This window comes from Micromonospora sp. WMMD710 (assembly GCF_029626045.1).
In the GTDB taxonomy this organism is placed as follows: domain Bacteria; phylum Actinomycetota; class Actinomycetes; order Mycobacteriales; family Micromonosporaceae; genus Micromonospora.
Map to the genome: position 1 here is coordinate 2,847,616 of NZ_JARUBD010000001.1, position 22,401 is coordinate 2,870,016.

The following is a 22,401-nucleotide window of genomic DNA, read 5'->3' on the forward strand; positions in this document are numbered from 1 at the left end:
GGTCGTCGGCATGGGACGACCTCGTCCGCAACGCCCGGAAGGGGAGCGTTTTCCACTCCGACGGGGCAACTGGATACCCTCTCAGGTAGCCCTGTCCGCAAACCGAGGATGTCCGACATGATCGAGCCCGTGCAGCTGCCGTCGCCGTGGCGGGACGCACGCCTGACCGTCGTGGTGCCCACCTACAACGAGGCGGGCAACCTCCCGGCGTTGGTCGAGCGGCTGCTCGCGCTGCCGCTGCCGGGGCTGCGCATCCTCGTCGCCGACGACAACTCTCCCGACGGCACCGGCGAGGTGGCCGACAAGCTGGCCATCGAGCACCCGGACCGCATCGAGGTGGTGCACCGGGCCGGCAAGGAGGGCCTGGGCCGGGCCTACGTGGACGGGATCGGGCGTGCGCTCGACGGTGGCGCCGAGTACGTGGCGCAGATGGACGCCGACCTGTCGCACCCGCCGGAGGCGCTGCCGGGCATGTTGGGTGCCCTGCTCTCCACCCAGGCCGGCGTGGTCATCGGCTCCCGGTACGTGCCCGGTGGCGAGCTGGACGAGAACTGGCCGCTGTACCGGCGTGCGCTCAGCGGCTGGGCGAACCTCTACGTGCACACCCTGCTGCGGGTCCGCATCCGCGACCTGACCGCCGGCTTCAAGATCTGGCGCGCCGACGCTCTGCGCGACATCGGCCTGGACCGGGTGCAGTCCAACGGCTACAGCTTCCAGGTGGAGATGCACTACCTGGCCACCAAGCTCGGGCACACGATCCTGGAGGTGCCGATCCGCTTCGAGGAGCGGCGCGACGGCGAGTCCAAGATGACCACCGCCACCAAGATCGAAAGCGCCCTGATGCCGTTCCGCCTCCGCAACAAACACCGCAACATCACCCGCTAAAACCCACCCCCACCCCCACTCTCCCCCTCCCCTCCCACCGACCTCCCACCCCGGTGATCAAGAGCTTTGCGTCAAAATTCGGCCCGCCGATGACGCAAACCTCTTGATCACCGGGGGCAGTGCGGGGGGCGGCGCGGGGGGTGGGGGCGGTAAGGGGGGCGGTTAGGTGGGGTAGACGGTTTGGTGGGCTTTGGCGATGGCTGCCGCGTAGGCGCGGCCGGTGAGGGCGCGGTCGCGGGCGAGGGCCGCGCGAGCCGCGTTCGCGCCGGGTGCGCCGTGCACGCCGCCGCCGGGGTGCGCCGACGCGCTGGCCAGGAAGAGCCGGTCCACCGGGGTGTCCGCCCGCCCCAGGCCGGGGATCGGGCGCAGGAACAGCTGCTGGTACGCCGCGGCGGTGCCACCGCCGAGCGCGCCGCCGACCAGGCTCGGGTTCGCCTTCTCCAGCTCGGCCGGCCCGGCCACGTGCCGACCGACGATCAGTCGCCGGAAGCCCGGGGCGGCCGCCTCCAGCACGTCCTCCATCCGCTGCACGTGCCCGGCGACGTCCTCGGCACGCCAGTCCCGCCGGAACGGCAGGTGGGTGTACGCCCAGAGCGACTCGGTGCCCGGCGGGGAGTGGCTCGGGTCGGCCACCGACATCTGCCCGACCAGCAGGAACGGGTCGCGGGGCAGCTCGCCACGGGCCAGCTCCCCGGCATAGTGGGTGAGCCCGTTCAGGTCCGCGCCGAGGTGCACGGTGCCGGCACCGGCCACCTCCCGGTTCGTCCACGGCACCGGCGCGGAGAGCGCCCAGTCCACCTTCAGCGTCGAACCGTCCCACCGGAAGTGCGCCAGGTCCTCGACCAGCCGGGACGGCAGCGCGGCAGCGCCGACCAGGTCGAGGTAGAGGGCCGGCGCCGGCACGTCGGCGAGCACGGCCCGCCGGGCCCGCCACAGCGTGCCGCCGACGGTGCGCACGCCCATCGCCCGGCCCCGGGCGGTGAGCACCCGGTCGACCTGGGCGCCGTAGAGGATCGTCCCGCCGCGTTGTTGCAACCGGTCGACGAGCGCGTTGGTGATCTGCTGCGCGCCGCCGTCGGGCACCGGCCAGCCGACCTGCTGGCCGAGCATGGCCAGCAGCCACCCGTACACTCCGGAGCCGGCCTCCTCCGGGGACAGGTCGGTGTGCAGGGCGCAGCCGGCCAGCAGCGCCGGTCCGCCGGGGCCGTCGAACAGTTCGTCACCGAGCTTGCGCACCGGCACGACGAGCCGCCGGGCCAGCCGTAGCGCGCCGGCGATCCGCAGCCGGCGCAGCAGACCCAGCCCGCCGCGAATCGGCGGGAACGGCGTGGTGATCGTGTCCAGCATCGGCTCGGCCACCTCGAGCCAGTCGGCGTACGCGTTGAGCCAGCGTCTGCCGTCACCGGGAGCGAACTGCTCCAGGGAGGCGGCGGTGACGTCCGGATCCCGGTTGATCACCGCGGCCCGACCGTCGGGCAGCAGGTGCGCCAGGACGTCCGGGGAGTGCCGCCAGGACAGGCCGTGCCGACCCAGGTCGAGCCCGCGCAGCACCGGCGAGGCGTACCCCAGGGGGTAGAACGAGCTGTAGAGGTCGCTGAGGTAGCCGGGCGCGGTCACCTCGGCGGAACGGACGGCGCCGCCGGGCACGGCGGTCGCCTCCAGTACGACCACGTCCCACCCGGCGTCGGCCAGCAGGTTCGCCGCGACGAGGCCGTTGTGACCGGCGCCGACGACGACGGCGTCCGCGCTCTGGGCGCCGGTGGTGTTCATCCGATCCGGCTACCCGGCGCGCAACCGGGCGAAACGCGTTTGCCGCGCCGGGGCCGGGGCATCCAGCGCCGCATGTACACGGTTGCGCAGCTGGTGGGCGGGGTGTGGGGTGCGGGCGGCGACGGCGGTGAGCTGGTCGTCCACGACCCGGCGGACGGTTCGCCGGTCAGCACGGTGCCGGTGGCCACGGCCGACGAGGTCGGCAAGGCGGCCCAGGCGGCGCGCGGTGCGGCCGCGGAGTGGGCGGCGACCGCGCCGGCCGCGCGGGCTGCGGCGCTGCACCGGGCCGCGGACGCGGTGTCGGCGGTCACCGACGAGCTGGCCGCGGCGGTCACCGCGGAGATGGGCAAACCCCTGGCGGACGCCCGTGGGGGCGTCGAGGCGGGCATCGGCACCCTGCGACAGTACGCGGAGCTGGCCCCGCTGCGCGGCGGGCGGACGCTCAACGGTGCGGGGGACGCGCTGGACTTCATGACCCCGCAGCCCCGGGGCGTGGTGGCCGCGATCACCCCGTGGAACGACCCGGTGGCGGTGTCCTGCGGGCTGCTCGGGGCGGCTCTGGTCACCGGCAACGTGGTGCTCTACAAGCCCAGCGAACGCACCCCGGCGACGGGTTGGCTGCTGGCGCGTGCGCTGGACGGGGCACTGCCGCCCGGTGTGCTGTCGTTGCTCACCGGCGGAGCCGAGGTCGGGGCGGCGCTGGCCGCCCAGGAGGTCGACGTGGTGGCCCACGTGGGCGCCACAGCGAGCGGGCGGGCCATCGCCGCCGCGGCGGCCCGCACCGGAGCGAAGGTGCTGTTGGAGAACGGCGGCAGCGACCCGCTGGTCGTCGACGCCGGCGTCGACCCGGAGTGGGCGGCGGAGCAGGCCGCGCTCGGGGCGTTCGCCAACGCGGGGCAGATCTGCGTCGCGGTGGAGCGGATCTACGTGCACCGGGACGTGGCCGAGGACTTCGTGGCGGCGCTGGTGCGACGGGCCGGCACGCTACGGATGGGGCCGGGCCGGGAGCCGGGCACCGAGCTGGGTCCGCTGGTGGACCGGCGGCACCGGGACCACGTGCACGGGCAGGTGGCGGCCGCCGTGGCGGCGGGGGCGCGGGTGCGTACCGGTGGGGAGGTGCCGGACGGGCCGGGAGCGTTCTACCCGGCCACCGTGGTCACCGACTGCCGGCACGACATGCCGCTGGTGCGGGAGGAGACGTTCGGGCCGGTCGCCCCCGTGGTGGTCGTCGACTCGTTCGACGAGGGTCTGCGCTGCGCGGCGGACTCCCCGTACGGGCTGGCCGCCACGGTGCTGACCGCGTCGATGAGCCACGCGCAACGGGCCTGGCGGGACCTGCCGGTGGGCACCGTCAAAATCAACGCCGTGTTCGGCGGGGCACCGGGCGGCGCCGCGCACCCGCGGGGCGCGAGCGGGCAGGGCTTCGGGTACGGCCCGGAGCTGCTGGACGAGTTCACCGCCACGAAGGCGGTGCACATCGAGGCGCCGGCTGGCGGGCACTGGTGACACGGAACGGGCGGGCGCCGGGGTGCCGCGTCCGCCCGTACCGTCGTCTGCTGGGTCAGTCGCCGCGAGCCTTGCGGGTGGCGCGGTCGTTGGCCTTCTCGATGGCCGTGACCAGCTCCGGCTTGGTCATGCTGGAGCGACCGGGTACGTCCAGCTTGCGGGCCACCGACATCAGATGGTCCTTCGTGGCGTTGGCGTCCACCCCACCGGCGGTGGGTGCGCGCCGCTCCGGCCCGCCTCCGGCGGCCTGGGCGTCGCTCGGACCCTTGCGGCCCTTCGGCTCCCAGTGGTCGCCCACCTTCTCGAACTGGTGCTTCACCGCGGCGAAGGCGGTGCGGTGCGACCGCTCCCCCTCGCCGTAGGTCTCCACCGCCGAGTCGTGCGTCTTCTCCCAGGTGCGCTGCGCCTTGTCCGGGGAGCGTCGCAGCGTGCTGGGCATGTCCTCGCGCGCGGGCATTCTCGTCCTCCTCCGCGTCGACAGGGTTGTCGGTGAGCGTTCCCCGGCAGCGGGCCGGCAAACCATCCGCGCCGGACGGACGGGTTTGTCGATTTCGCGGCGCGGGTACCGGCCGGGCAAGGCCCGACCGGACGACCGGTCATCCGGCGGCCGGGGCACAGGGAGCGGGCATGACGACCACGGAGCCCGGTACGACGCTCGACGGCACGCCGGGCGCCCGGCTGCCCCGGCGGGTACGGCAGCTGAACTGGCGGACCTGGCGGGGCGTGCTGGTCCGCAGCGTACAGAACTTCGTCACCGACAACTGCTCGGACTGGGCTGCCGCGCTGACCTACTACGGGGTCCTGGCGCTCTTCCCGTCCGCCATCGTGGTGGTGGCCCTGGTCGGCCTGGTGTCCTCCGGCGAACAGACCGTCGACACGGTGGTCGACCTCGCCAACCAGGTGGGCGCCGGTTCGGTGCTGACCGACGACGAGGGTGGCGTGGTCGGGGTGATCCGTTCGGTGGTGCTCGAGCAGAGCAATCCCAAGCTGCTGCTGAGTTTCGGTCTGCTCGGTGCGCTGTGGTCGGCGTCGGGCTTCATCGGGGCGTTCACCCGGGCCTCCAACGCCATCTACGGGGTGACCGAGGGTCGGCCGGTGTGGAGGCTGCGGCCGTTGCAGATCGGTCTGGCCGCGATCACGCTGGTGCTGCTCGCGGTGGTCGCCCTCGGGCTGATCGTCAGCGGCCCGGTCACCGACGCGGTCGGCGATCTGGTCAACGCCGGCGGCCTGGCCCGTACGGTGTGGAGCGTGGCGAAGTGGCCGGTGCTCGCCATGATCATGATGGTGCTGTTGTCGCTGCTGTTCTGGATCGCCCCGAACGTGCGTCAGCCCCGGTTCCGCTGGCTCACCCCCGGCGGCGCGGTGGCCCTGCTCGCCTGGGCGGTGGTCTCCTTCGGCTTCGGTCTGTACGTGGCCAACTTCGGCTCGTACGACGCCACCTACGGCAGTCTGGGCGCGGCCATCGCGTTTCTCGTCTGGCTCTACCTGTCCAACTCGGCGCTGATGCTGGGCGTGCAGATCAACGCCGAGGTACAGCGCGGACGGCAGTTGCAGGCCGGCGACCCGGACCCGGAGGAGCCGGTGTTGCCGCCCCGCAAGCCCGCCGACACCTGAGCACCGCCGTGGGCCGGATGTCCGGTCCCGGGGCCGGCCGAGGGCCGGTTCGTGGTCCGGTGCCGGTTTACCGGCCCTGCCCTCGGGTAGCGCAGAAGACATGGAGCGTGGCAACAGCAAGCACGGACCGAGGATCGACGAGCAGATGAGCCAGGAGGTCAGCGGCCTCGTACAGGGGCCGGGGACCGGTGGCTCCCGCGTCGAGGAGTCGCGCGTGCCGGAACCGGCAGGCGAGGACCAGCCGGAGACGACGACCGCGCCGGCCGGCGACCTGCGCACCGGCACTCCGCAGGGGATGAGCTCCACGGATGTCGAGCAGCGCAGCCGGCTCGGCCGGTTCATCTCGATGAGCGCGCTGCCCGGCGACCGCCTGGTGCTCATCGCCAGCGCCCGGGAGAACGAGGCACCGGACGACATCCTCGCGGCGCTGGAACGCCTGCCGGAGGGCACCGAATACCAGACGGTGTCCGAGGTGTGGGCCGCGCTCGGCCACAAGAACGAGACAACCCGCTGGTGAGCGGATCGCCCCCCGATCCGATCCATCACCGGCCGAAGGAGGTTCCCACATGAGTGGCGTTACCGAACACGTCGACGTTGCCGTACCCGTCCGCACCGCCTACGACCAGTGGACGCAGTTCGAGGAGTTCCCCCAGTTCATGGAGGGCGTGCAGGAGGTCCGGCAGCTCTCCGAGACGATGACCCACTGGACGGTGGACATCGCCGGGGTGAAGCGGGAGTTCGACGCCGAGATCACCGAGCAGCTGCCCGACGAGCGGGTGGCCTGGCGGTCCACCGGTGGCACGCAGCAGGCCGGCGTGGTGACCTTCCACCGCCTGGACACGGACAAGACCCGGGTCACCCTCCAGCTCGAGTTCGAGCCGCACGGGGTGGTCGAGCAGGCCGGCGACAAGCTCGGCATCGTCGACCGGCGGGCCAAGGGCGACCTGGAGCGCTTCAAGACCTTCATCGAGCGGCGCGGTCAGGAGACCGGTGCCTGGCGCGGGACGGTGGACCGCCCGCAGCCGTGATCCGGAGAGCACCGCACCACGGATGGCCGCCGGAGTTCCGGCGGCCATCGCCGTGTCCGAGCCCGCCCGCGCGGCGTCGTTTGCGATCATCGCGCCCGGGTACGGCTGAAGACATGACCGACGACAAGATCAGGGTGTGGCGGGACGAGGAACGGCTTCCGTTGGAGGAACTGGAACGCGCCGTGTCGGGTTCCAGCCTCGACGGGCAGTCCGACGACGTGACCGGCAACGACGCCGGTGAGGAAGCCGCGTTCGGCCACGGGCCGGCGGCGGCCGACCGCGCCGGGCAGGCCCGGGGTACCGGCCGGGAGCCGACCGACCCGGAGCGCGCCTACCGCCCGTCGACGACCGGCCGGACCGGGCCGGACAACGGCTGAGCGGGGTCGCGCCGGACGGGCCGGCGGGCACCCAGCTCGTACAGCACGATCAGCGCCAGCGCGAGCACGACCAGGGCCGGGCCGAGCACCTGCACCGACAGCATGTCGATCAGGACGCCGAGCCCACCCGGGACGAGCGCCGCGCCCAGTCCGGCGGCACCGATCTGCAGGCCGATGGCGCGGTCCGCGTGGGCCGCGCCGACCCTCCGGCGACCGCGGCGCCGAGGCCGCGCCCCTCGGTGAGCAGCAGGAACGCCCACAGCCCGGCGGACACCTCGATCGCCACGTACAGCGCGAAGCCGGCCGCACCCGACCAGACCGCCGGCAGCAGCAGCGTGCTCCGGACCGGCACCGGTGGCGTGCTCGGTGCGGGCGGCCGACGGTGCCGGCGGTGAGCAGCAGTCCGACCGCCTTGGTCGGTACGTCGAAGTCCGCCCGGATCGAGGGCCAGGCGACGCCGAGCAGGCCGTCGGGCAGGCCGAGACTGACGAACGCGAGATAGGCCAGCAGGAGCAGTGCTGCGCGGGGCGGCGCGGTCGGGGTGGACACCAGACAGATCCTGCCGCAGCCGCACCTTACCGTCGTCGCCGGCCGTTCGCCCGCCGCGACAAGAAGTGGTGTCCGGACGGTCGAGAAAACGGACAGCTCATCCAGAATCGGCCGATCGGAGGACGGCAAGCCGGCCAGTTCGCGTAAGAATTTCGGAATGCATCATGGCTCCGGAATCCTCTCCACGCGTCAGCGCCGGCTCGCCTGGCTCGGCTTCCTGCTCGCCGCGCTGCAGGCGCCGGTCTCCGCCCGGCTCGTCTCCGACGAGTCCTGGCTGTTCAGCCTCTGCGTCGCGCTGATGGTGGCCACCGTGATCATCGCGGACGACGCGGCCCGACGGCGGCCCGCCGACGCGACCGACTAGCTGCCGCTGGCCGGCCGGGCCTCGTGCCCCGGCCGGCCCCGGCTGCGGCGGCGCTCCTTCATCTCCGCCTCGTAGAGGTGCCGCCGCCCACCCACCAACTCGTCACGGGCCCGCTGGTCCAGCTCCCGGAACAGCGCGTGGTAGCCGTCGTCGAAGTCCTCGACGATCTGGAAGGTCCACCGCCCGGCGATGACGTTGCGACCCACCAGTTCGGTGTCGATCCGATCGGCGAGCTGCTGGTGCCCGGCCGCGCGGAACTGCTCCACGGCGTCGCCGAGCATCAGGTCGGCGTGCCCGATCAGCTGGTGCAGCGAGTACAGGTGCCCCCGGGCCCGTTCCACGCACTCCAGCGCCTCGCTGAGCTTGCCCAGCGCGGCGACCGTCGCGTCGCTCACCCCGTCCGGCCGGCGGTGCTGCTCGTCCGGCCCGTCCAGCTGCTGTCCCATCGCTCCTCCGTGCTCTGTGCCTGCGTGTGCCGCGATTCTCCTGCTGCCCCGTCTGTGCCGGATCAACCCTCGCGGTCAGCCCCGGGTCGTCCGGTGGCGCAGCTGACACCCCCGAGCGGCCGAGGCCGGCCCGGTCACCGGTCGGTTAGCCTCGGTCACCATGCGTGTGCCGTTCACCCGGGTCGCCCCCCGTACCGCCGTCGACTCGACGCGGTCCACCCTGGCCGCCCTCACCGTCTCCGTCGGCACCGTCGGGCTCGCCGCCGCCGCGACGCGACCCGGGCTGCTCGCCCTCGTCGACCAGCACGCCGCCGCCGTACGGGACAGCCTCGACGGCGACCGACGGCCCCTGACGGCCGCCACCCTCGCCGGCTACGCCGAGGGGCTGCGCGAGGCGGCCCTGGAACACGGGTGGGCGCCGCCGCGTGGCCCGGTGGACTGGGACGCGCCGGAATGGCCGCACGCCCGGCTGCTCGCCGTCTGCGCGCTGGCCCGCACGCTCGACGAGACCTGACCCGCGCACGAGGGCGCCCGCGCCGAAGCGCGAGCACCCTCTTTCCGTACGACCCTGTCGTCCCGCCCGCTACGCGCGGTACTGCGGGGCCTCGTCCACCCGGGGCATGGCCTGGGTGCGTTCGCCGCCACGGTCGGCCATCTGCCGCTCCATGTCGCCGCGCCCGGCCGCGGTGGCCCGCCGGTGCTCCTGCACCGCCCGGGCTTCCTGGGCCGCCCGGTCCAGCCAGCCGTCCCAGCGCCTCTGCATCGGCTTCACCAGACCGCCACCGACACCGACGATCAGGATGCCGGCCACCGTGGCGAGCACCGCGATCAGCACCGGTGTGGTCACCGTCGTGGCGATACCCACCTGGTTCAGCGCGGCGATCACGCCGAGCGCGATGATGAAGATCGCGGTCAGGTCGGCCAGGACCTTGCCGTACGAGAGACCGCCCAGCGCCCCGGTGACCAGATCCCGGACGGCGTTGGCGATCGCGGCCGCCACCACCACGATGACGATCGCGACGAACGCACGCGGCAGCCAGGCCACCACGCCGCTGATCAGGTCACTGATGGCGTTGGGTCCCCAGACCCCGAACGCGAACTGCAGCGTGAACAGCAGTACCGCGTAGTACGCCAGTCTGGCCAGGATGTCGCTTGCGTCGTACTTCGTTCTCTCCAGCGCGCGTTTGATGCCGCCGCGTTCGACGGCCTGGTCGAAGTGCACCCGTTCCAGGACCGCATCCACGATCTTGAGGACCGCTCTGGCGATGAGCCAGCCGACCACGAGGATGACGATGAAGGCCACTGCCTTCGGGATGAAGAGCAGCACCGACCTCCACGTGTCGGCGATGGCATCACCAATGTCGGCCTGCCGGACCGCGAGGGTTTTCAGCATGACGTCCCTCCTGTCGCATGGACTGCGTCGGGCGCATACCCGGCCGACGGTGCGGCAGTCCGCGCGGCTCGCGGAGTTTTTTCCGACAAGCCGCCGAAGATGGGCCGTGAACTGCCCGAACAGTCACCGCCACGATGCCGGCGGCGACCCGCCGCCATGATCGGATGCCGATGTCGGGGGGCCGGATAGGCTGCGGACATGCCAGGAACGGTCGGGCGAGTCCCCACGCCAGCAACCCCGGTGCCCGGCGCATCCACCGGGGCGGAGCCGGACGCCGCCGCCGTGCTCGCCCACGACTGGGCCAACACCTCGCTCGGCCCGCCCGAGGCGTGGGATCCGGCGATCCGTGCCGTGGTCGAGCTGATCCTCGCCTCGCCGATGCCGATGGCGCTGGCGTACGGCGACGACCTGGTGCTGCTCTACAACGCCGGGTACGCCGAAATGCTCGGCAGCAAACACCCGGACGCCCTCGGTCGACCGGCCGCCGAGGTGTACGCGGAGATCTGGACGCTGCCCGGCGTCGGTGAGGTGATCGAGCGGACCTACCGGCAGGGCGTGCCGTTCCTGGAGAAGGAGTCCACCCTCCCCCTGGTCCGTGAGCAGTCCGCCGTGGTGGAGCAGGCGGTCTTCACCCGGGGTTACTCGCCGGTGCGCGACAGCGCCGGTCAGATCGTCGGCATGCTGACGGTCGCCGCCGAGACCACCCACGTCACCGAGCAGTTGCAGAGCCTCAGCGAGGTCGCCGCCGCGCTGGCCGGCACGCTCACTCTCGACGACGTGGCCCGGGTGGCGCTGCGGCACACGATCACCACGTTCGACGCCGACCAGGTGGCGTTCTCGGTCGACGAGGGCGGCGGCGGTTGGCGGACGGTACGCCGGGTCCGCGGCGAGTTGATGGACGAGGCCGACGAGCGCCTCCCGCCGTTGTGGCGACGCGTTCCGGCGGACTGGTCGGCCCCGGTGGTGCGGGTGGCCCGGTCGGGCGATCCGTCGTTCACCCGCGACGGCCAGCCGCTGCGGGACGCCGCGGTCGACCGCCACGATCAGAAGATCCGTTCGATGGCGGCCCTGCCACTGGGCACCTCGGTGGTACGCGGCGGGCTGGCGGTCGGCTTCCAGACGCCGCACGCCTGGTCGGCCGCCGAGCGGGCGTTGCTGGCCGCGTCGGGTGAGCTGATCGGCCAGGCGGCGGAGCGGGCCCGCCGTTTCGAGACCCAGCACGGCACCGCCCAGCTGCTGCAACGCAGCATGTTGCCGGAGCATCTGCCCGACCTGCCCCGGCTGCGCGTCGCGGCCCGCTACGACCCCGGGGTGGACGGTAACGCCGCCGGTGGAGACTTCTACGACGCGTTCCTGCTGCCCACCGGCGGGCTCGGCGTGGTGTTGGGCGACGTTGCCGGGCACGACGTGCAGGCGGCGGCGCGGATGGGGCAGGTCCGTGCGGCGCTGCGGGCGCTGGCGCTGACCGACCCCACCCCGGACGCGGTGCTGGCCGGCCTGGACCGGCTGGTCACCAGCCTGGGCGCGGAGGCCGGTACGCACGAACTGTTCGTCACGGTGGTGTTCGGGCTGGTCGACGCGGACCGCCGGGAGGTGACCCTCGCCAGTGCCGGTCACCCGGCTCCGCTGATCCGGCGCAGCGGCCCCGACGGTCGTTCCCACGCCGAGTACGTGGACCTGCCGGCCGGCCCTCCGCTGGGGCTCGGCGGGCGGGCGGTCACCACCACCGTCGCGTTCCGTCCCGGCGACACCCTGCTGCTCTTCAGTGACGGCGTGGTGGAGCGCCGGCGGCAGAGCCTCACCGCCGGGCTGGACGCCCTCGTCGACGCGGTCGCCAAGGCCAGCAGCAGTGACCCCCGCGCGCTCTGCGCGGTGGCCACCGCGGCCGTGTCCGGCGGCACCGAGGACGACGTGGCCGTCCTGGCGGTCGAGCACGCGCTCAAGCCGAGCCGTTCGGCGAGCATGGAGGTGCCGGCGGAGCCGACCGCGCCCAGCCGGGTCCGGCACTGGATGACCGGCCAGCTCACCGAGTGGCAGGTGCCCGAGTCGGTGATCGGCGCGGCGGTGCTGTGCACGAGCGAGTTGACCACCAACGCCCTCCTGCACGCCGGCACCGCCGCCCGGGTGGAGATCGACCTCAGCCCCGAGCGGCTGCTGGTGTCGGTCGCCGACTCCGGCACCCGCGGCACCGTGACCCGTACCCGGACCGACACGTTGAGCAGTCGTGGGCGCGGGCTCGGGCTGATCGAGCAGCTCAGCGACGCCTGGGGCACCGATCCGACGGTTCGCGGCTCCACCGTCTGGTTCGAGATCCTCGTGCCGTCCTGACGCCTTTCGCCCGCGCCGGCACGAATCAGTCGACCGCACAGCGGGTAGGAGGACGCGCATGGCCACCGACCGACCCGCTGGGATCCTGTTCGACGTCGACGGCACCCTCGTCGACACCACGTACCTGCACACGGTGTGCTGGTGGGAGGCGTTACGCCAGACCGACCAGCCGGTCCCGATGGCGACCGTGCACCGGTCGATCGGCATGGGCGCGGACAAGCTCCTCGACCACCTGCTCGGCCCGGAACGGGACCGTGACGCCGACCAGCGGCTGCGCGACGCGCACGACACCCTGTACGGCGAGTACTGGGAACGCCTGACGCCGCTGCCCGGGGCGGCCGACCTGCTGCGCGCCTGCGCCGAGCGGGGCCTGCGGGTGGTGCTCGCCACCAGCGCGTCGGAGCAGGAGGTCGGCGCACTGCGCCGGGCGTTGGGCGCCGACGACGTCGTCGACACGGTCACCTCCTCGGCGGACGCCGAGCAGAGCAAGCCGGCCCCGGACATCCTGGTCGCCGCGCTGGAGCAGTCCGGACTGGACGCCGAGCGGGTGGTCTTCGTCGGCGACTCGGTCTGGGACGTCGTGGCGGCCGGCAAACTCGCCATCCCCTGTGTCGGCCTGACCTGCGGCGGCACCAGCCGCGGTGAGCTGGCCGGCGCCGGCGCGGTGGCGGTCTACGACGACCCGGCGGCCCTGCTGGCGGAGCTGTCCGACTCGCCACTCGCCCGCGTGGGGTGAAGCCCACTCCGGTTGGTCGACACGTGTACGCATAGCCGGAGCCCTCCCGGGGCATGGACTGTCACCACCTGCCCGCAACCCGTGGGCGCGGCCGGAAGGTGGCACGGTGGAGCCGGTAGACGTGGCGTTCGCGCTGGTGGGCCTGGGCGCCCTACTCGCAGGCATCCTGCCCCGGGTGCTGGAACGGCGTCCGCTGTCCATGCCGATCGCCTTCCTGGCCCTCGGCATGCTGGTCTTCCTGCTGCCGGTGGGTCTGCCGACACCGGATCCGCTGGCCCACCCGGAGCTGACCACCCACCTCACCGAGATCGGGGTGATCGTCGCCCTGATGGGTGCCGGCCTCAAGATCGACCGACCGTTGAGCTGGGCCCGCTGGTCGTCGACCTGGCGGCTGCTGGCCATCGCGATGCCGCTGAGCATCGCGGCGGTGGCGCTGCTCGGCTGGTGGTGGGCCGGGCTGGTGCCAGCAGCCGCGCTGCTGCTGGGCGCCGCGCTGGCTCCGACCGACCCGGTGCTCGCCGCGGACGTGCAGGTCGGCGAGCCGACCGATGTGGAGGACTCCGAGGACGAGGTCCGCTTCGCGTTGACCTCCGAGGCCGGCCTCAACGACGGCCTGGCGTTCCCGTTCGTCTACGCGGCCATCGCCATCGCCTCGACGAGTCTCGCCCCGCGCGACTGGCTGGCCGAGTGGTTCACCGTGGACGTGCTGTGGAAGGTGTCCGTCGGCGTCGGCGGCGGTCTGCTCATCGGCTGGCTGCTCGGCAAGCTGTTCTTCCGGGCGCCCAGCAAGCTGCGGCTGGCCCGGCACGCCGAGGGTTTCCTGGCCCTGGCCGCCACCTTCCTGGCGTACGGGCTGGTGGAGGTGGTCGGCGGGTACGGCTTCCTGGCGGTGTTCGTGGCCGCCCGGGCGATCCGCGCGGCCGAACGGACCCACGAGTTCCACGCGGTGCTGCATGATTTCGCCGAGCAGATCGAACGACTGCTCACCCTGGTGTTGTTGCTGCTGCTCGGCGGCGCGATCGTGGGCGGCCTGCTCTCCTCGCTGACCTGGTCGGCGGCGGCCGTCGGGCTGGCGCTGGTGTTCCTGATCAGGCCGTTGATGGGCTGGGTGTCGCTGCGCGGGGCACCCGGCCGGCCGGCCGAGCACTGGGTGATCGCGTTGTTCGGCATCCGCGGGGTGGGCTCGTTCTACTACCTCGCGTACGCCACCACGAAGGCGGACTTTCCGCAGGCGGAACTGCTCTGGGCCACCGTCGGCCTGGTGGTGCTCGTGTCGGTGGTGGTACACGGCATCACGGCGACGCCGGTCATGCAACTGCTGGACCGCGAGGGCGAACGGACCTCCGACCCGGCCGAACGCGACGCCTCCGCCCAGCCCGTGGCCGTCGCCGGCCACGCCTGAGCGCGCGTACTCCTCAAGCGAGGCGGGCGGCCAGCGCGTGGCCGAGGTCCCGTCCGGAACGCCAGGCGCTCTGCACCCGGGGCTTGCCGAACGCGTCACCGGCCAGGCCGATCCCGTCGGCATCCAGGTGATAGGTGTCGCCGCCCGCGCCGCCCGTCGGCTTCGCGTACGTCCAGCGGTGCACGTGCACGTCGGCGGCCTGCTCGGGCAGGCCCAGCAGATCCTGGACGGCCTGCGCGATGGCCGGGCCGGCCCCGGTGGGCTGGGCCAGGTGAGCACCGGCGAACTCCGGCACGGTGTGCGCGACCAGCACCGGTGCGGCGTCCCCGCGCCGGTCACCGTCGTCGCAGACGAGGTTGAGCACCGGATGGTCGTTGACGAACGCGCCGCCGAAGTCCGGCCAGCGCCGGTTCGGAAAGCGCAGTACGCCGGCAAGCGACGGCGCCCAGTTCTGCGCCTGCACGACACCGGTGGCGGCGGCCAGGGCCGGGTCGAGCAGCAGGGCGGCCTGCGGGCCGGGCATGGCCAGGACGACAGCCGCGCACGGCTCACCGTCGACGATCGGCCCCGGTTCGACGGTGAGCACCAACCGGTCGACGGTCAGCGGCAGCGGGGCGGCCAGGTGTTCGACCAGCGAGCGGAGTCCGCGCGGCGCGGCGAAGCGCATCGGGCCGGGCACCTCGTGGCGCCCCTCCCGGTCGTACGACTGGAACGTGTCGGTCCACTCGCGGACCAGGCCGGCGGCGCGCCACCGCTCGACCACGACGGCGAAGTCCGGGTCGCTGACGGTGAAGTACGCGGCGCCGATGTCCGCGGGGCGACCCGCGAAGCGTTTGCTGGCCATCCGGCCGCCGCACACGTGCCCCCGCTCGCGGACCTGCACCGGCACCCCGGCCCTCGTCAACTCGACCGCACAGGCGACCCCGGCGATGCCCGCCCCGACCACGACGACACTTGACGAGTCCACGCTCATCCGGTGATCGTAGGCGGCGGCCTGGCGCTTCGGTGGTTGCTCCCAGGACCGCGGCGATGGAATTGCCGAACGCCGTGGCTGAACCTTTCGTTGTTCGCGAACGTTCCCATCGGTGAGCGGGTGTATCAACTGATTGAGGTGCCCCTACGCTCCGTGAATCATCCGAGAAAGGTTCTTCCGTCCGGGATGCTTTTGTCCGAATAGGAGTTGACATGCAAAATTCTACAAGCCGAAACATGCCAGAAACTCTGGCTCCTACAATCGAACGGCCGACTGACACCGACTCCCTTCGCCGTCTGGAGGAGGGTGACAGCGGGTGGACGGGCCTCGATCCGGCGGAGAGCCGAAGGATCGGCGCACGGCTGAAAAGTGTGTTCAGCGACCCTCAGCCGCTCGCCAACGCGCTCTACTTCGGCGCGCTCTTGAGCGACGGCATCGGGCGTAAGGCTGTATCCAGAGACGCCCTCGCGGCGGGCGCGATAATCATGTTTGCCACCGACGGCGTGCAGGCATTGTGGGAGCCTGCGGCTAAGCAGTTGGAGAACATCCGGACGAAACAGCCCCTAGAGTACGCGAAAATACTTTCGGGCCTGTACGACATGGCCAGCGCCGTTATTCCGGTGGGAATGCCTCTTCAGACGATCAAATCGATCGATAGAAGTAATCATGACCCGAAGATTGTCAAGCTGAACCGAGAGGAACTGGGATACGGGGGCTACTACGCGTTAGCGGGCAGTGCGACCAATCTGGCCGCTTTCGCCCGGAGCGCATGGGAGCGGACGCCCGTGCCGAGCGATGGCGAATCGCGAAGCGCTTTCCGTCGAGGACTCGAGGGGGCTCGACGGGCTTTTGGAGATGACGAGAGCCGCAACAAGATCGTGGATTCGCTAGCATTATTCACCGAATATTACGGGCGAAAGCATCAGCTTCCTTGGCACGTAATCGTGGGCACTGGCGTGCTGTTGGGGCACCGCGCCCTCTCGGCATGCTGGGCCAACTACAAACAGAAGGACGTGCCTTACGAAAGCTATGTCCTTTCTGCCATGAAAGTGGTCGGGGCAGCCGCATATACGACGACGGTCGGCTTTACGTGGACCTCACTCAAAGAAATCGCGCATGATCCGCACACTCTCGTGGCGGCCCGCGCCGACATCAAGCGCGGACACATGTCCTCCTGGACCGCCGCCGGCGCCTCTTTCATCGCCGCGGCTGCCTCGACTGTCAGCGGGTGGCGGTCGACGCCTCCACCTCCTGCGGCTACGCCCGCGCTGGGGAGTACGACGAATTCCCCTCGGGCCGTTCCCGGCCCAGGACTGGCGGCGGCCCCCGAGGTCGCCAACCCAACGGCTTCCCTCGCCAGCCTCGCCAGCCGGCGCGACATCTCACCCATCATCGCCCCGACCACCCCGCAGTCAGGACAGGCAGTGGCCCCAGGAGCCGCCAACTCAACGGCTTCCCTCGCCAGCCTCGCCACCCAGCACGACATCTCACCCATCATCGCCCCGACCACCCCGCAGCGCACCACATCCGGAACTCCTGGCGCACCGAGCCACGCCAGGGCTCGCTGATGCCGCACCGGAACCCCGGGCCTTGAAAGCGGCGGTGGACCGGCATGAACCACCACTGATCGGGGGGTACTGGCACACCTGTTCGAAGAGAGGGCGATGACGATGACGGACCGCAGCAACGAGCAGGTCGGCCCGCGTGGCGCGATCAAGGACCCCGACGGGTGGAGGGTGATGCGAGGGCCGCACCGCCCCGGGCGGGGCGAGGCAGAGTGCGGTGAGGACGGCGAGCAGGGTGGCGGGTGGTGGCACCGATGACCGATAGAGCGTCGATTCAGGCAAGCGCCAGTTGTCACGATTCCGATAAAAGTGCGGCTCAGGGACGTACCGGGCTGAGGTGCGCCGGGGGCATACCGAGGCCGCGCAACTCCGGGTCCTGCTCGACGTCGGTCAGCACACCGGCGGCGTTGATCAGGCCGATGTGCGAGAACGCCTGGGGAAAGTTGCCCAACTGCTCACCGGTCAGCGGATCGATCTGCTCGGCGAACAGGCCGAGGTCGTTGACCCTCCCCGCCAGCGCCCGGAACAGCTCGTGCGCCCGGTCCCGCTCACCGGCCAGCGCCAGGCAGCACACCAGCCAGAACGAGCAGATGACGAACCCGGCCGGGTCGCCGTCCCAGCGCCGCAGCAGGCCGTCGTGCGACAGCCGCCGCTGCACGGCGCTGATCGTCGAGCGCATCCGCGGATCGCCGGCTGGGAGAAACCCGACCAGCGGCATCACCAGCACCGACGCGTCCAGCTCGTCGGATTCGAAACTGCCGGTGTACGACTGCAGCCGGTCGCTCCACCCCCGTTCGAGCACCTGGGCGCGCACCTCGTCGCGGGCGGCCGCCCAGCGGGCCAGGTCCCGCGGTTCACCGAGCCGGTCACCGAAACGGACCGCCCGATCCAGAGCCACCCAGCACTGCACCTTCGACGACACGTGGTGGTGCTGGACGCCGCGCTCCTCCCACATCCCCGCGTCGGGCAGCGTCCAGTCCCGCACAGCCTGGTCGGCGAGCACCCGGAGGACGTGGTGCACCTCCGGATCCAGCGGCTCCAGCTTGTCGCGCATCAACCAGGCGGCATCCATCGCCTCGCCGAAGATGTCGGTCTGCCGCTGTTGCCAGGCGTTGTTGCCGATCACCACCGGCGGGTTGTCGCGGTATCCGCCGAGCTGATCCAGGCGGTGCTCGGTGAGGTCGCGTTCCCCGAGCACGCCGTACATGATGGGCACGGGTTTGTCGTCGACGCGGCCCATCGCCCGGCCCAGCCAGGCGAACTGCCGCTTCACCTCGTCGAGGCACGCCGTCCGCCACAGCGCGCGCAGGGTGAGGCTGAAGTCGCGCACCCAGACGTAGCGGTAGTCGTAGTTGCGGTCCCCGCCGAGTTCCTCGGGCAGGGAGGTGGTCACCGAGGCCACCACCGCCCCGCTGGGCCGATAGGTCATGCCCTGGACCACCAGCCGGCTGCGCCGCACCTGCTCGGCGTAGAGCCCCTGGTAGTCGTGCTCGGAGGTCCAGGACCGCCAGCCGGCGACGGTGTCGGCGATGGTCTGGTCGGCGTCCGGCACCTCCGGCAGGGGGGCGTCGTAGGTCGGGGCGTACCCGAGGGTGAAGTTGTGGGTCGTGCCGGCGCGGGCGGTGAACGACGTGTGGGCCTCGCCGTCGCCGCACCGCAACCGCACGCTGCCGCGCAGCGTGAGGCGAGCGGCCCCGGCGATGGCCTCCAGCCGGTCGCCCCGCTCGATCATGTACGCGATGGTGCGCCCGTACTCGAAGCGGGGCCGGTAGAGCAACCGCATCGGCACCTCACCGGACAGCCCCTGCACGCTGCGGACCAGGACCTGCGGGGAGTGCATACCGATGTCGTGTCCACGGGCGCCCGGCTCGAAGGCGAGCGCGTCGGTCAGCGCCACCTCCCCGTGCGCCGTGCGGAACACGGTCCGCAACACCAGGGTGTCCTCAAGGTAGGAGCGGTCGACGGTGAAGTCGCCCTCCGGTTGGATCGACCAGTGTCCCGCGCTGTCGTCGAGCAGCCGCCCGAACACCGACGGGGCGTCGAACCGACCCGGACACCACCAGTTCACCGAGCCGGCGCGGTCCACCAGCGCCGCGCTGCGGCCATCGGCGAGGAAACCGTAGTCGCTGATCTGTCCGCTCTCCACCTGACTGTCTACCCGACCCGCCCGTGCGCATGCCCCCGCAGCGGGAGGGCACCTGCCACGGCGACGGGCGTTACCGGCCGGCGTGGGCGGGAACCCGGGAAGCCGACGAGGGAGGATGCTCATGACGTCAGCTTCGGGGCCGACCGCCGCCTGGCGGCCCGGCACACAGGGTGGCGACCTGCTTCCATCCGGACCGGCCGGCCGCATGTCGACACCGGCCGGGGACGGGCACGGGCCGGAGTCCGGCCCACCCACCGTGACCATCGGCTCGTATCCGGACTATCCGTCCGCGCAGCGGGTGGTGGACCATCTCGCCGACAACCGCTTCCCGGTGGAGCACAGCGCCATCATCGGCACCAACCTCACCCTGGTGGAGACGGTGCTGGGGCGGATGACCACCGGTCGGGCCGCCCTGCTCGGCGCCGGGACAGGCGCCTGGTTCGGGCTCTTCACCGGCCTGTTGTTCGGCATCTTCACGGTCGGCAACTGGCTGGCGGTGATTCTGGTCGGGCTGGTCATCGGCGCGATCTGGGGTGCCGTGTTCGGTGCGGTCGCGCACGCGATGACCGGCGGGAGGCGGGACTTCACCTCCGCCAGTTCCCTGCAGGCCGGCCAGTACGCGGTGACCGTCGACGCGCAGCTCGCCGACCAGGCCCGGCAGTTGCTGGGCCGGATGCAGATGGGCGGTCCGGCCACCAACGCCGGCTGAGCCACCGGCCGACCGGCCGTCCCGGCAGCACGCCGGGGCGGCCGTCAGCCGTGGTACGCCAGCTCGCCGGCGCGCAGCGGCACGTCGACGCGGTTCTCCGGCGGCGCGAGCGGGCAGGCCCAGCGATCGTCGTAGGCACAGCTCGGGTTGTAGAGATAGTTCGCGTCGAGGCGGACCCGGTCGCCGGGCAGCAGCTCGACGCCCCGGCCGAAGGTGCCCTTCACGGTGTCGGTGAGGTAGCGGCCTCCCCCGTAGCTCTCGCGCCCGCAGGTGCCGTCGCGCAGCGGGACGAACAGCCCACCTCCGTACGCCTCGATCCACCACAGGGTCAGCGGCCCCCACGGCGTCTCGGCCACCGCCACCCGCCGGTACGCGACGACCCCGTCCGGGCCGCCGGTGTCGATGCGCAGCTCGCCGTCGGCCGCCCGCAGCGGCGCCTCCACCACGGCATCCGGGTTGGCGGGGAAGTACCGCACCCCGGTGAAGCCGGACCGCTGCGCCGCCGGGATCGGGCTCTGCGGGTGGGCGGCGAAGAGGTCGTCGCGGCCGGCGCGGAACCCGGCCAGGTCGACGTCGGACAGGTACAGCCGGGCCACCCGCTCCCGCCAGTCGGCCAGCTCCAGGTCGGTCAGCATGCCGGGGACTCCTCATCGAACGACAGCTCGCCGGACCGGACCGGCTCACCACAGGCGCGACAGCGCACGTCGGCGACGAACCCACACTACGCCGCCTGGTTCCTGTCGGGCCTCGCGCTCGTTCTGCTGCGACAGCGGACCACGCGGCGACGCCCGCTCGCGCACGAGACGGGACGATGACCGCCTCGTGGGTACGGACAGGACGGACGCCGTCCTTGAGTCAGCGCTGCGGCCAGTTGCTCAGGACGGCGTCGAGGGCGTCCAGGGTCCGCGCCCACGACTCGTCCGCCGGGCGCGGGGTGTGCCGGAAGCCGCCGGTACGCTCCAGGCTCACAAATCCGTGGAACGTGCTGTGCATCATCCGCACCGCGTCGGTCTGGTCCGGCTCGGCCAGCCGGTAGCCGCGCAGGATGGCCCGGGTCATCTCGGCGTGCCGGACGCCGGCGCTCGCGGCCGCCGTCTCCGGGTCGAGGTCGACCTGCATGGCCGCGTACCGGCCCGGGTGTGCCTTGGCGTAGTCCCGGTACGCGGTGGCGAAGGCCACCAGGGCGTCCTTGCCGGCGCGGCCGGCGAGTGCCGACGCGACCCGGTCGGCGAGTTCGGCCAGCGCCAACAGCGCCACCCGGACCCGCAGGTCGTGGGCGTTCCTGATGTGGAAGTACAGGCTGGCGTCCTTGACCCCGAAGTGGCGGGCGAGCGCGGCGACGGTGACGTTCTCCATCCCGATCTCGTCGGCCAGCTCGGCCGCGGCCAGGGTCAGGCGTTCGGCGGTCACCCCTGCACGTGCCACGCGGCACACTCCAAATCTAATCGTGTTAATTGCTTGCCTAGGGTGGCTAGGCTAATACCTATGTTAGTCGCAACCGAACCCGCCATCCGGGCGTCCTTCGTCAACTGCACCCAGGGCGAGACCAAACGGATGGCCGTACCCAACGATCTTGAGATGCGCCTCTGGCACGACCTCGACTTCTTCGGCTGGCGCGACCCGGCGGCGCCGCAGCGGGCCTACCTGGTCGCCGAGTCCGGCGGCGGGCTGATCGGGGTGGCGCTGCGTGCCGCACCGCAGCAGACCGGACGCGTCCGCCGCAGCATGTGCTCCCTCTGCCTGACCACGCACACCGGCGAAGGCGTCTCACTGATGACCGCCCGCAAGGCCGGCCCGGGTGGTCGGCAGGGCAACTCCGTGGGCCTGTACATCTGCTCCGACCTGGCCTGCTCGCTCTACGTGCGGGGCAAGAAGCACGCCGGCCCGCGCATGCACGAGACCCTGACCCTGGCGGAGAAGATCGACCGCACCACGACCGCCCTCACGGCGTTTCTCCGCCGGGTCACCGAGTAGCAGCGCGCGCGTCAGCGGTCGGTGGCCAGGCGGGCGTGCAGGTGCTCGTCGTAGCGGCGGCCGTCGCCGTACTGGTACGACTCGCGCAGCGTGCCCTCGGCGGCGTAGCCGGCCCGGTCGGCGACCCGGCAGGAGGCCGGGTTGGCCACCGCGTGGCACAGCTCCACCCGGTGCAGCCGCAGGTCGGTGAACGCCCAGTCGGTGAGCCGGACGACGGCGCGTACCGCCACCCCGCGCCCGCGCGCCGCCGGCACCGTCCAGTAGCCGATCGAGGCGTCACCGTGGTGGATGTGGTGCAGCGACACCGAGCCCAGCAGCTCACCGCCGGCGTCGGTGATCGCCAGGGAGACGTGGTCACCGCCGGACCAGTCGGCGCGGCGGCGGACCCAGAGCAAGGCGTACTCGTCGTCGACCGGGCCACCGGACTGCGGGTTCCACTGGGCGATGGCCGGGTCGCGCAGGGCGCCACGGACCGCGGGGGCGTCCGCGTCCCGCCAGGGGCGCAGCAGCAGGTCGGCGGCGGCCAGCTCCACGTGTTCCACGAGGGCGGAGTCTGGCACATCGCCGCCGGCACCCGCCGCCGGATTACGGTCCGCTTCCTTCAAAACTGGACGAAGTCGACTCGTCGACCGCTCT

General features: G+C 72.1%; 26 protein-coding genes. 15 read left to right on the forward strand and 11 right to left on the reverse strand.

The features are described from left to right. Positions 1-117 precede the first annotated feature (117 nt). Entirely contained in the window at positions 118-885 is a 768-nt protein-coding gene (locus O7620_RS13045; protein ID WP_139586273.1) for a polyprenol monophosphomannose synthase, read from the forward strand. A gap of 162 nt (positions 886-1,047) precedes the next feature. On the opposite strand, the gene O7620_RS13050 is transcribed toward O7620_RS13045, so the two are convergent. Beyond that, entirely contained in the window at positions 1,048-2,655 is a 1,608-nt protein-coding gene (locus tag O7620_RS13050) for an NAD(P)/FAD-dependent oxidoreductase (protein WP_278123220.1), read from the reverse strand. Positions 2,656-2,727: 72 nt separating this feature from the next. Between O7620_RS13050 and O7620_RS13055 the strand changes: the two genes are divergently transcribed. After that, the gene (locus O7620_RS13055; protein ID WP_278123221.1) at positions 2,728-4,161 is read left to right on the forward strand and encodes an aldehyde dehydrogenase family protein; all 1,434 of its coding nucleotides are present in this window, start codon (positions 2,728-2,730) and stop codon (positions 4,159-4,161) included. A gap of 55 nt (positions 4,162-4,216) precedes the next feature. Here O7620_RS13055 and O7620_RS13060 read toward each other — a convergent pair whose 3' ends face one another. Further along, positions 4,217-4,618: a ChaB family protein gene (locus tag O7620_RS13060; RefSeq protein WP_151489738.1), complete on the reverse strand. Its 402-nt coding sequence runs from the start codon at positions 4,616-4,618 to the stop codon at positions 4,217-4,219. Positions 4,619-4,788: 170 nt separating this feature from the next. On the opposite strand from O7620_RS13060, the gene O7620_RS13065 reads away from it, so the two are divergent. The 4 genes from O7620_RS13065 to O7620_RS13080 all read left to right on the forward strand — a co-directional run bounded on the left by O7620_RS13065 (position 4,789) and on the right by O7620_RS13080 (position 7,180). Next, positions 4,789-5,775 carry a YihY/virulence factor BrkB family protein gene (locus O7620_RS13065; RefSeq protein WP_278123222.1) on the forward strand — a complete coding sequence of 329 codons (987 nt, stop codon included), beginning with the start codon at positions 4,789-4,791 and terminating at the stop codon, positions 5,773-5,775. 100 nt (positions 5,776-5,875) lie between these two features. Continuing rightward, positions 5,876-6,292 (forward strand): DUF2795 domain-containing protein, encoded by a 417-nt coding sequence (locus O7620_RS13070; RefSeq protein WP_151489740.1) that lies wholly within the window; start codon positions 5,876-5,878, stop codon positions 6,290-6,292. Between the two features lie 49 nt (positions 6,293-6,341). Then, positions 6,342-6,803 (forward strand): SRPBCC family protein, encoded by a 462-nt coding sequence (locus tag O7620_RS13075; RefSeq protein WP_278123223.1) that lies wholly within the window; start codon positions 6,342-6,344, stop codon positions 6,801-6,803. A gap of 113 nt (positions 6,804-6,916) precedes the next feature. Next, positions 6,917-7,180 (forward strand): hypothetical protein, encoded by a 264-nt coding sequence (locus O7620_RS13080; RefSeq protein WP_151489742.1) that lies wholly within the window; start codon positions 6,917-6,919, stop codon positions 7,178-7,180. Here the strand turns inward: O7620_RS13080 and O7620_RS13085 are convergent. Continuing rightward, positions 7,135-7,284 (reverse strand): hypothetical protein, encoded by a 150-nt coding sequence (locus tag O7620_RS13085; RefSeq protein WP_278123224.1) that lies wholly within the window; start codon positions 7,282-7,284, stop codon positions 7,135-7,137. The two genes, O7620_RS13080 and O7620_RS13085, sit on opposite strands and share 46 nt — an antisense overlap. A gap of 5 nt (positions 7,285-7,289) precedes the next feature. Continuing rightward, entirely contained in the window at positions 7,290-7,532 is a 243-nt protein-coding gene (locus O7620_RS13090) for a hypothetical protein (RefSeq protein WP_278123225.1), read from the reverse strand. Between the two features lie 354 nt (positions 7,533-7,886). Here O7620_RS13090 and O7620_RS13095 point away from each other — a divergent pair, with 354 nt between their 5' ends. Beyond that, positions 7,887-8,093, forward strand: a complete 207-nt coding sequence (locus O7620_RS13095) for a hypothetical protein (protein ID WP_151489744.1) — start codon at positions 7,887-7,889, stop codon at positions 8,091-8,093. Here the strand turns inward: O7620_RS13095 and O7620_RS13100 are convergent. Continuing rightward, positions 8,090-8,539: a hypothetical protein gene (locus O7620_RS13100; protein WP_151489745.1), complete on the reverse strand. Its 450-nt coding sequence runs from the start codon at positions 8,537-8,539 to the stop codon at positions 8,090-8,092. The two genes, O7620_RS13095 and O7620_RS13100, sit on opposite strands and share 4 nt — an antisense overlap. A 160-nt stretch (positions 8,540-8,699) precedes the next feature. Here O7620_RS13100 and O7620_RS13105 point away from each other — a divergent pair, with 160 nt between their 5' ends. Then, complete coding sequence (locus O7620_RS13105) at positions 8,700-9,053, forward strand: DUF6401 family natural product biosynthesis protein (RefSeq protein ID WP_278123226.1); 354 nt, start codon at positions 8,700-8,702, stop codon at positions 9,051-9,053. Positions 9,054-9,122: 69 nt separating this feature from the next. On the opposite strand, the gene O7620_RS13110 is transcribed toward O7620_RS13105, so the two are convergent. After that, positions 9,123-9,932, reverse strand: a complete 810-nt coding sequence (locus tag O7620_RS13110) for a hypothetical protein (RefSeq protein ID WP_151489747.1) — start codon at positions 9,930-9,932, stop codon at positions 9,123-9,125. A 198-nt stretch (positions 9,933-10,130) separates the two neighbouring features. Between O7620_RS13110 and O7620_RS13115 the strand changes: the two genes are divergently transcribed. From O7620_RS13115 to O7620_RS13125, 3 genes are all read left to right on the forward strand, one after another. Further along, positions 10,131-12,260, forward strand: coding sequence for a SpoIIE family protein phosphatase (locus O7620_RS13115; protein ID WP_278123227.1), 2,130 nt, complete (start codon positions 10,131-10,133; stop codon positions 12,258-12,260). Between the two features lie 58 nt (positions 12,261-12,318). After that, positions 12,319-12,996, forward strand: a complete 678-nt coding sequence (locus O7620_RS13120; RefSeq protein WP_278123228.1) for an HAD family hydrolase — start codon at positions 12,319-12,321, stop codon at positions 12,994-12,996. 106 nt (positions 12,997-13,102) lie between these two features. Beyond that, positions 13,103-14,398: a cation:proton antiporter gene (locus O7620_RS13125; protein WP_278123229.1), complete on the forward strand. Its 1,296-nt coding sequence runs from the start codon at positions 13,103-13,105 to the stop codon at positions 14,396-14,398. A gap of 13 nt (positions 14,399-14,411) precedes the next feature. Here O7620_RS13125 and O7620_RS13130 read toward each other — a convergent pair whose 3' ends face one another. Beyond that, complete coding sequence (locus O7620_RS13130; RefSeq protein ID WP_278123230.1) at positions 14,412-15,371, reverse strand: FAD-dependent oxidoreductase; 960 nt, start codon at positions 15,369-15,371, stop codon at positions 14,412-14,414. A gap of 236 nt (positions 15,372-15,607) precedes the next feature. Between O7620_RS13130 and O7620_RS13135 the strand changes: the two genes are divergently transcribed. Together O7620_RS13135 and O7620_RS13140 are read left to right on the forward strand one after the other, a co-directional pair. Further along, entirely contained in the window at positions 15,608-16,939 is a 1,332-nt protein-coding gene (locus tag O7620_RS13135; RefSeq protein WP_278123231.1) for a hypothetical protein, read from the forward strand. Positions 16,940-17,035: 96 nt separating this feature from the next. Then, entirely contained in the window at positions 17,036-17,194 is a 159-nt protein-coding gene (locus O7620_RS13140) for a hypothetical protein (protein ID WP_278123232.1), read from the forward strand. Positions 17,195-17,252: 58 nt separating this feature from the next. Here the strand turns inward: O7620_RS13140 and O7620_RS13145 are convergent, their stop codons facing one another. Further along, positions 17,253-19,082 carry a glycoside hydrolase family 15 protein gene (locus O7620_RS13145; protein ID WP_278123233.1) on the reverse strand — a complete coding sequence of 610 codons (1,830 nt, stop codon included), beginning with the start codon at positions 19,080-19,082 and terminating at the stop codon, positions 17,253-17,255. A 121-nt stretch (positions 19,083-19,203) separates the two neighbouring features. Here O7620_RS13145 and O7620_RS13150 point away from each other — a divergent pair, with 121 nt between their 5' ends. After that, complete coding sequence (locus tag O7620_RS13150; protein ID WP_278123234.1) at positions 19,204-19,791, forward strand: general stress protein; 588 nt, start codon at positions 19,204-19,206, stop codon at positions 19,789-19,791. 44 nt (positions 19,792-19,835) lie between these two features. Here the strand turns inward: O7620_RS13150 and O7620_RS13155 are convergent, their stop codons facing one another. Both O7620_RS13155 and O7620_RS13160 read right to left on the reverse strand, forming a co-directional pair. Beyond that, on the reverse strand, positions 19,836-20,423 hold the full coding sequence (locus O7620_RS13155) for a DUF1684 domain-containing protein (protein WP_278126988.1): 588 nt from the start codon (positions 20,421-20,423) through the stop codon (positions 19,836-19,838). Positions 20,424-20,646: 223 nt separating this feature from the next. Continuing rightward, a complete protein-coding gene (locus O7620_RS13160; RefSeq protein ID WP_278123235.1) occupies positions 20,647-21,216 on the reverse strand; it encodes a TetR/AcrR family transcriptional regulator in 570 nt (189 codons plus the stop codon). Between the two features lie 60 nt (positions 21,217-21,276). Between O7620_RS13160 and O7620_RS13165 the strand changes: the two genes are divergently transcribed. After that, complete coding sequence (locus tag O7620_RS13165; RefSeq protein WP_278123236.1) at positions 21,277-21,765, forward strand: FBP domain-containing protein; 489 nt, start codon at positions 21,277-21,279, stop codon at positions 21,763-21,765. 11 nt (positions 21,766-21,776) lie between these two features. Here the strand turns inward: O7620_RS13165 and O7620_RS13170 are convergent, their stop codons facing one another. Next, positions 21,777-22,307 carry a GNAT family N-acetyltransferase gene (locus O7620_RS13170; RefSeq protein WP_278123237.1) on the reverse strand — a complete coding sequence of 177 codons (531 nt, stop codon included), beginning with the start codon at positions 22,305-22,307 and terminating at the stop codon, positions 21,777-21,779. Positions 22,308-22,401: the final 94 nt, after the last annotated feature.

Coding starts and splice junctions, on each gene's coding strand:
- O7620_RS13045 (WP_139586273.1), top strand. CDS start 118: ATGATCGAGCCCGTGCAGCTGCCGTCGCCGTGGCGGGACGCACGCCTG.
- O7620_RS13050 (WP_278123220.1), bottom strand. CDS start 2,655: ATGAACACCACCGGCGCCCAGAGCGCGGACGCCGTCGTCGTCGGCGCC.
- O7620_RS13055 (WP_278123221.1), top strand. CDS start 2,728: ATGTACACGGTTGCGCAGCTGGTGGGCGGGGTGTGGGGTGCGGGCGGC.
- O7620_RS13060 (WP_151489738.1), bottom strand. CDS start 4,618: ATGCCCGCGCGCGAGGACATGCCCAGCACGCTGCGACGCTCCCCGGAC.
- O7620_RS13065 (WP_278123222.1), top strand. CDS start 4,789: ATGACGACCACGGAGCCCGGTACGACGCTCGACGGCACGCCGGGCGCC.
- O7620_RS13070 (WP_151489740.1), top strand. CDS start 5,876: ATGGAGCGTGGCAACAGCAAGCACGGACCGAGGATCGACGAGCAGATG.
- O7620_RS13075 (WP_278123223.1), top strand. CDS start 6,342: ATGAGTGGCGTTACCGAACACGTCGACGTTGCCGTACCCGTCCGCACC.
- O7620_RS13080 (WP_151489742.1), top strand. CDS start 6,917: ATGACCGACGACAAGATCAGGGTGTGGCGGGACGAGGAACGGCTTCCG.
- O7620_RS13085 (WP_278123224.1), bottom strand. CDS start 7,284: ATGCTGTCGGTGCAGGTGCTCGGCCCGGCCCTGGTCGTGCTCGCGCTG.
- O7620_RS13095 (WP_151489744.1), top strand. CDS start 7,887: ATGCATCATGGCTCCGGAATCCTCTCCACGCGTCAGCGCCGGCTCGCC.
- O7620_RS13100 (WP_151489745.1), bottom strand. CDS start 8,539: ATGGGACAGCAGCTGGACGGGCCGGACGAGCAGCACCGCCGGCCGGAC.
- O7620_RS13105 (WP_278123226.1), top strand. CDS start 8,700: ATGCGTGTGCCGTTCACCCGGGTCGCCCCCCGTACCGCCGTCGACTCG.
- O7620_RS13110 (WP_151489747.1), bottom strand. CDS start 9,932: ATGCTGAAAACCCTCGCGGTCCGGCAGGCCGACATTGGTGATGCCATC.
- O7620_RS13115 (WP_278123227.1), top strand. CDS start 10,131: ATGCCAGGAACGGTCGGGCGAGTCCCCACGCCAGCAACCCCGGTGCCC.
- O7620_RS13120 (WP_278123228.1), top strand. CDS start 12,319: ATGGCCACCGACCGACCCGCTGGGATCCTGTTCGACGTCGACGGCACC.
- O7620_RS13130 (WP_278123230.1), bottom strand. CDS start 15,371: ATGAGCGTGGACTCGTCAAGTGTCGTCGTGGTCGGGGCGGGCATCGCC.
- O7620_RS13135 (WP_278123231.1), top strand. CDS start 15,608: ATGCCAGAAACTCTGGCTCCTACAATCGAACGGCCGACTGACACCGAC.
- O7620_RS13140 (WP_278123232.1), top strand. CDS start 17,036: ATGACGATGACGGACCGCAGCAACGAGCAGGTCGGCCCGCGTGGCGCG.
- O7620_RS13150 (WP_278123234.1), top strand. CDS start 19,204: ATGACGTCAGCTTCGGGGCCGACCGCCGCCTGGCGGCCCGGCACACAG.
- O7620_RS13165 (WP_278123236.1), top strand. CDS start 21,277: ATGTTAGTCGCAACCGAACCCGCCATCCGGGCGTCCTTCGTCAACTGC.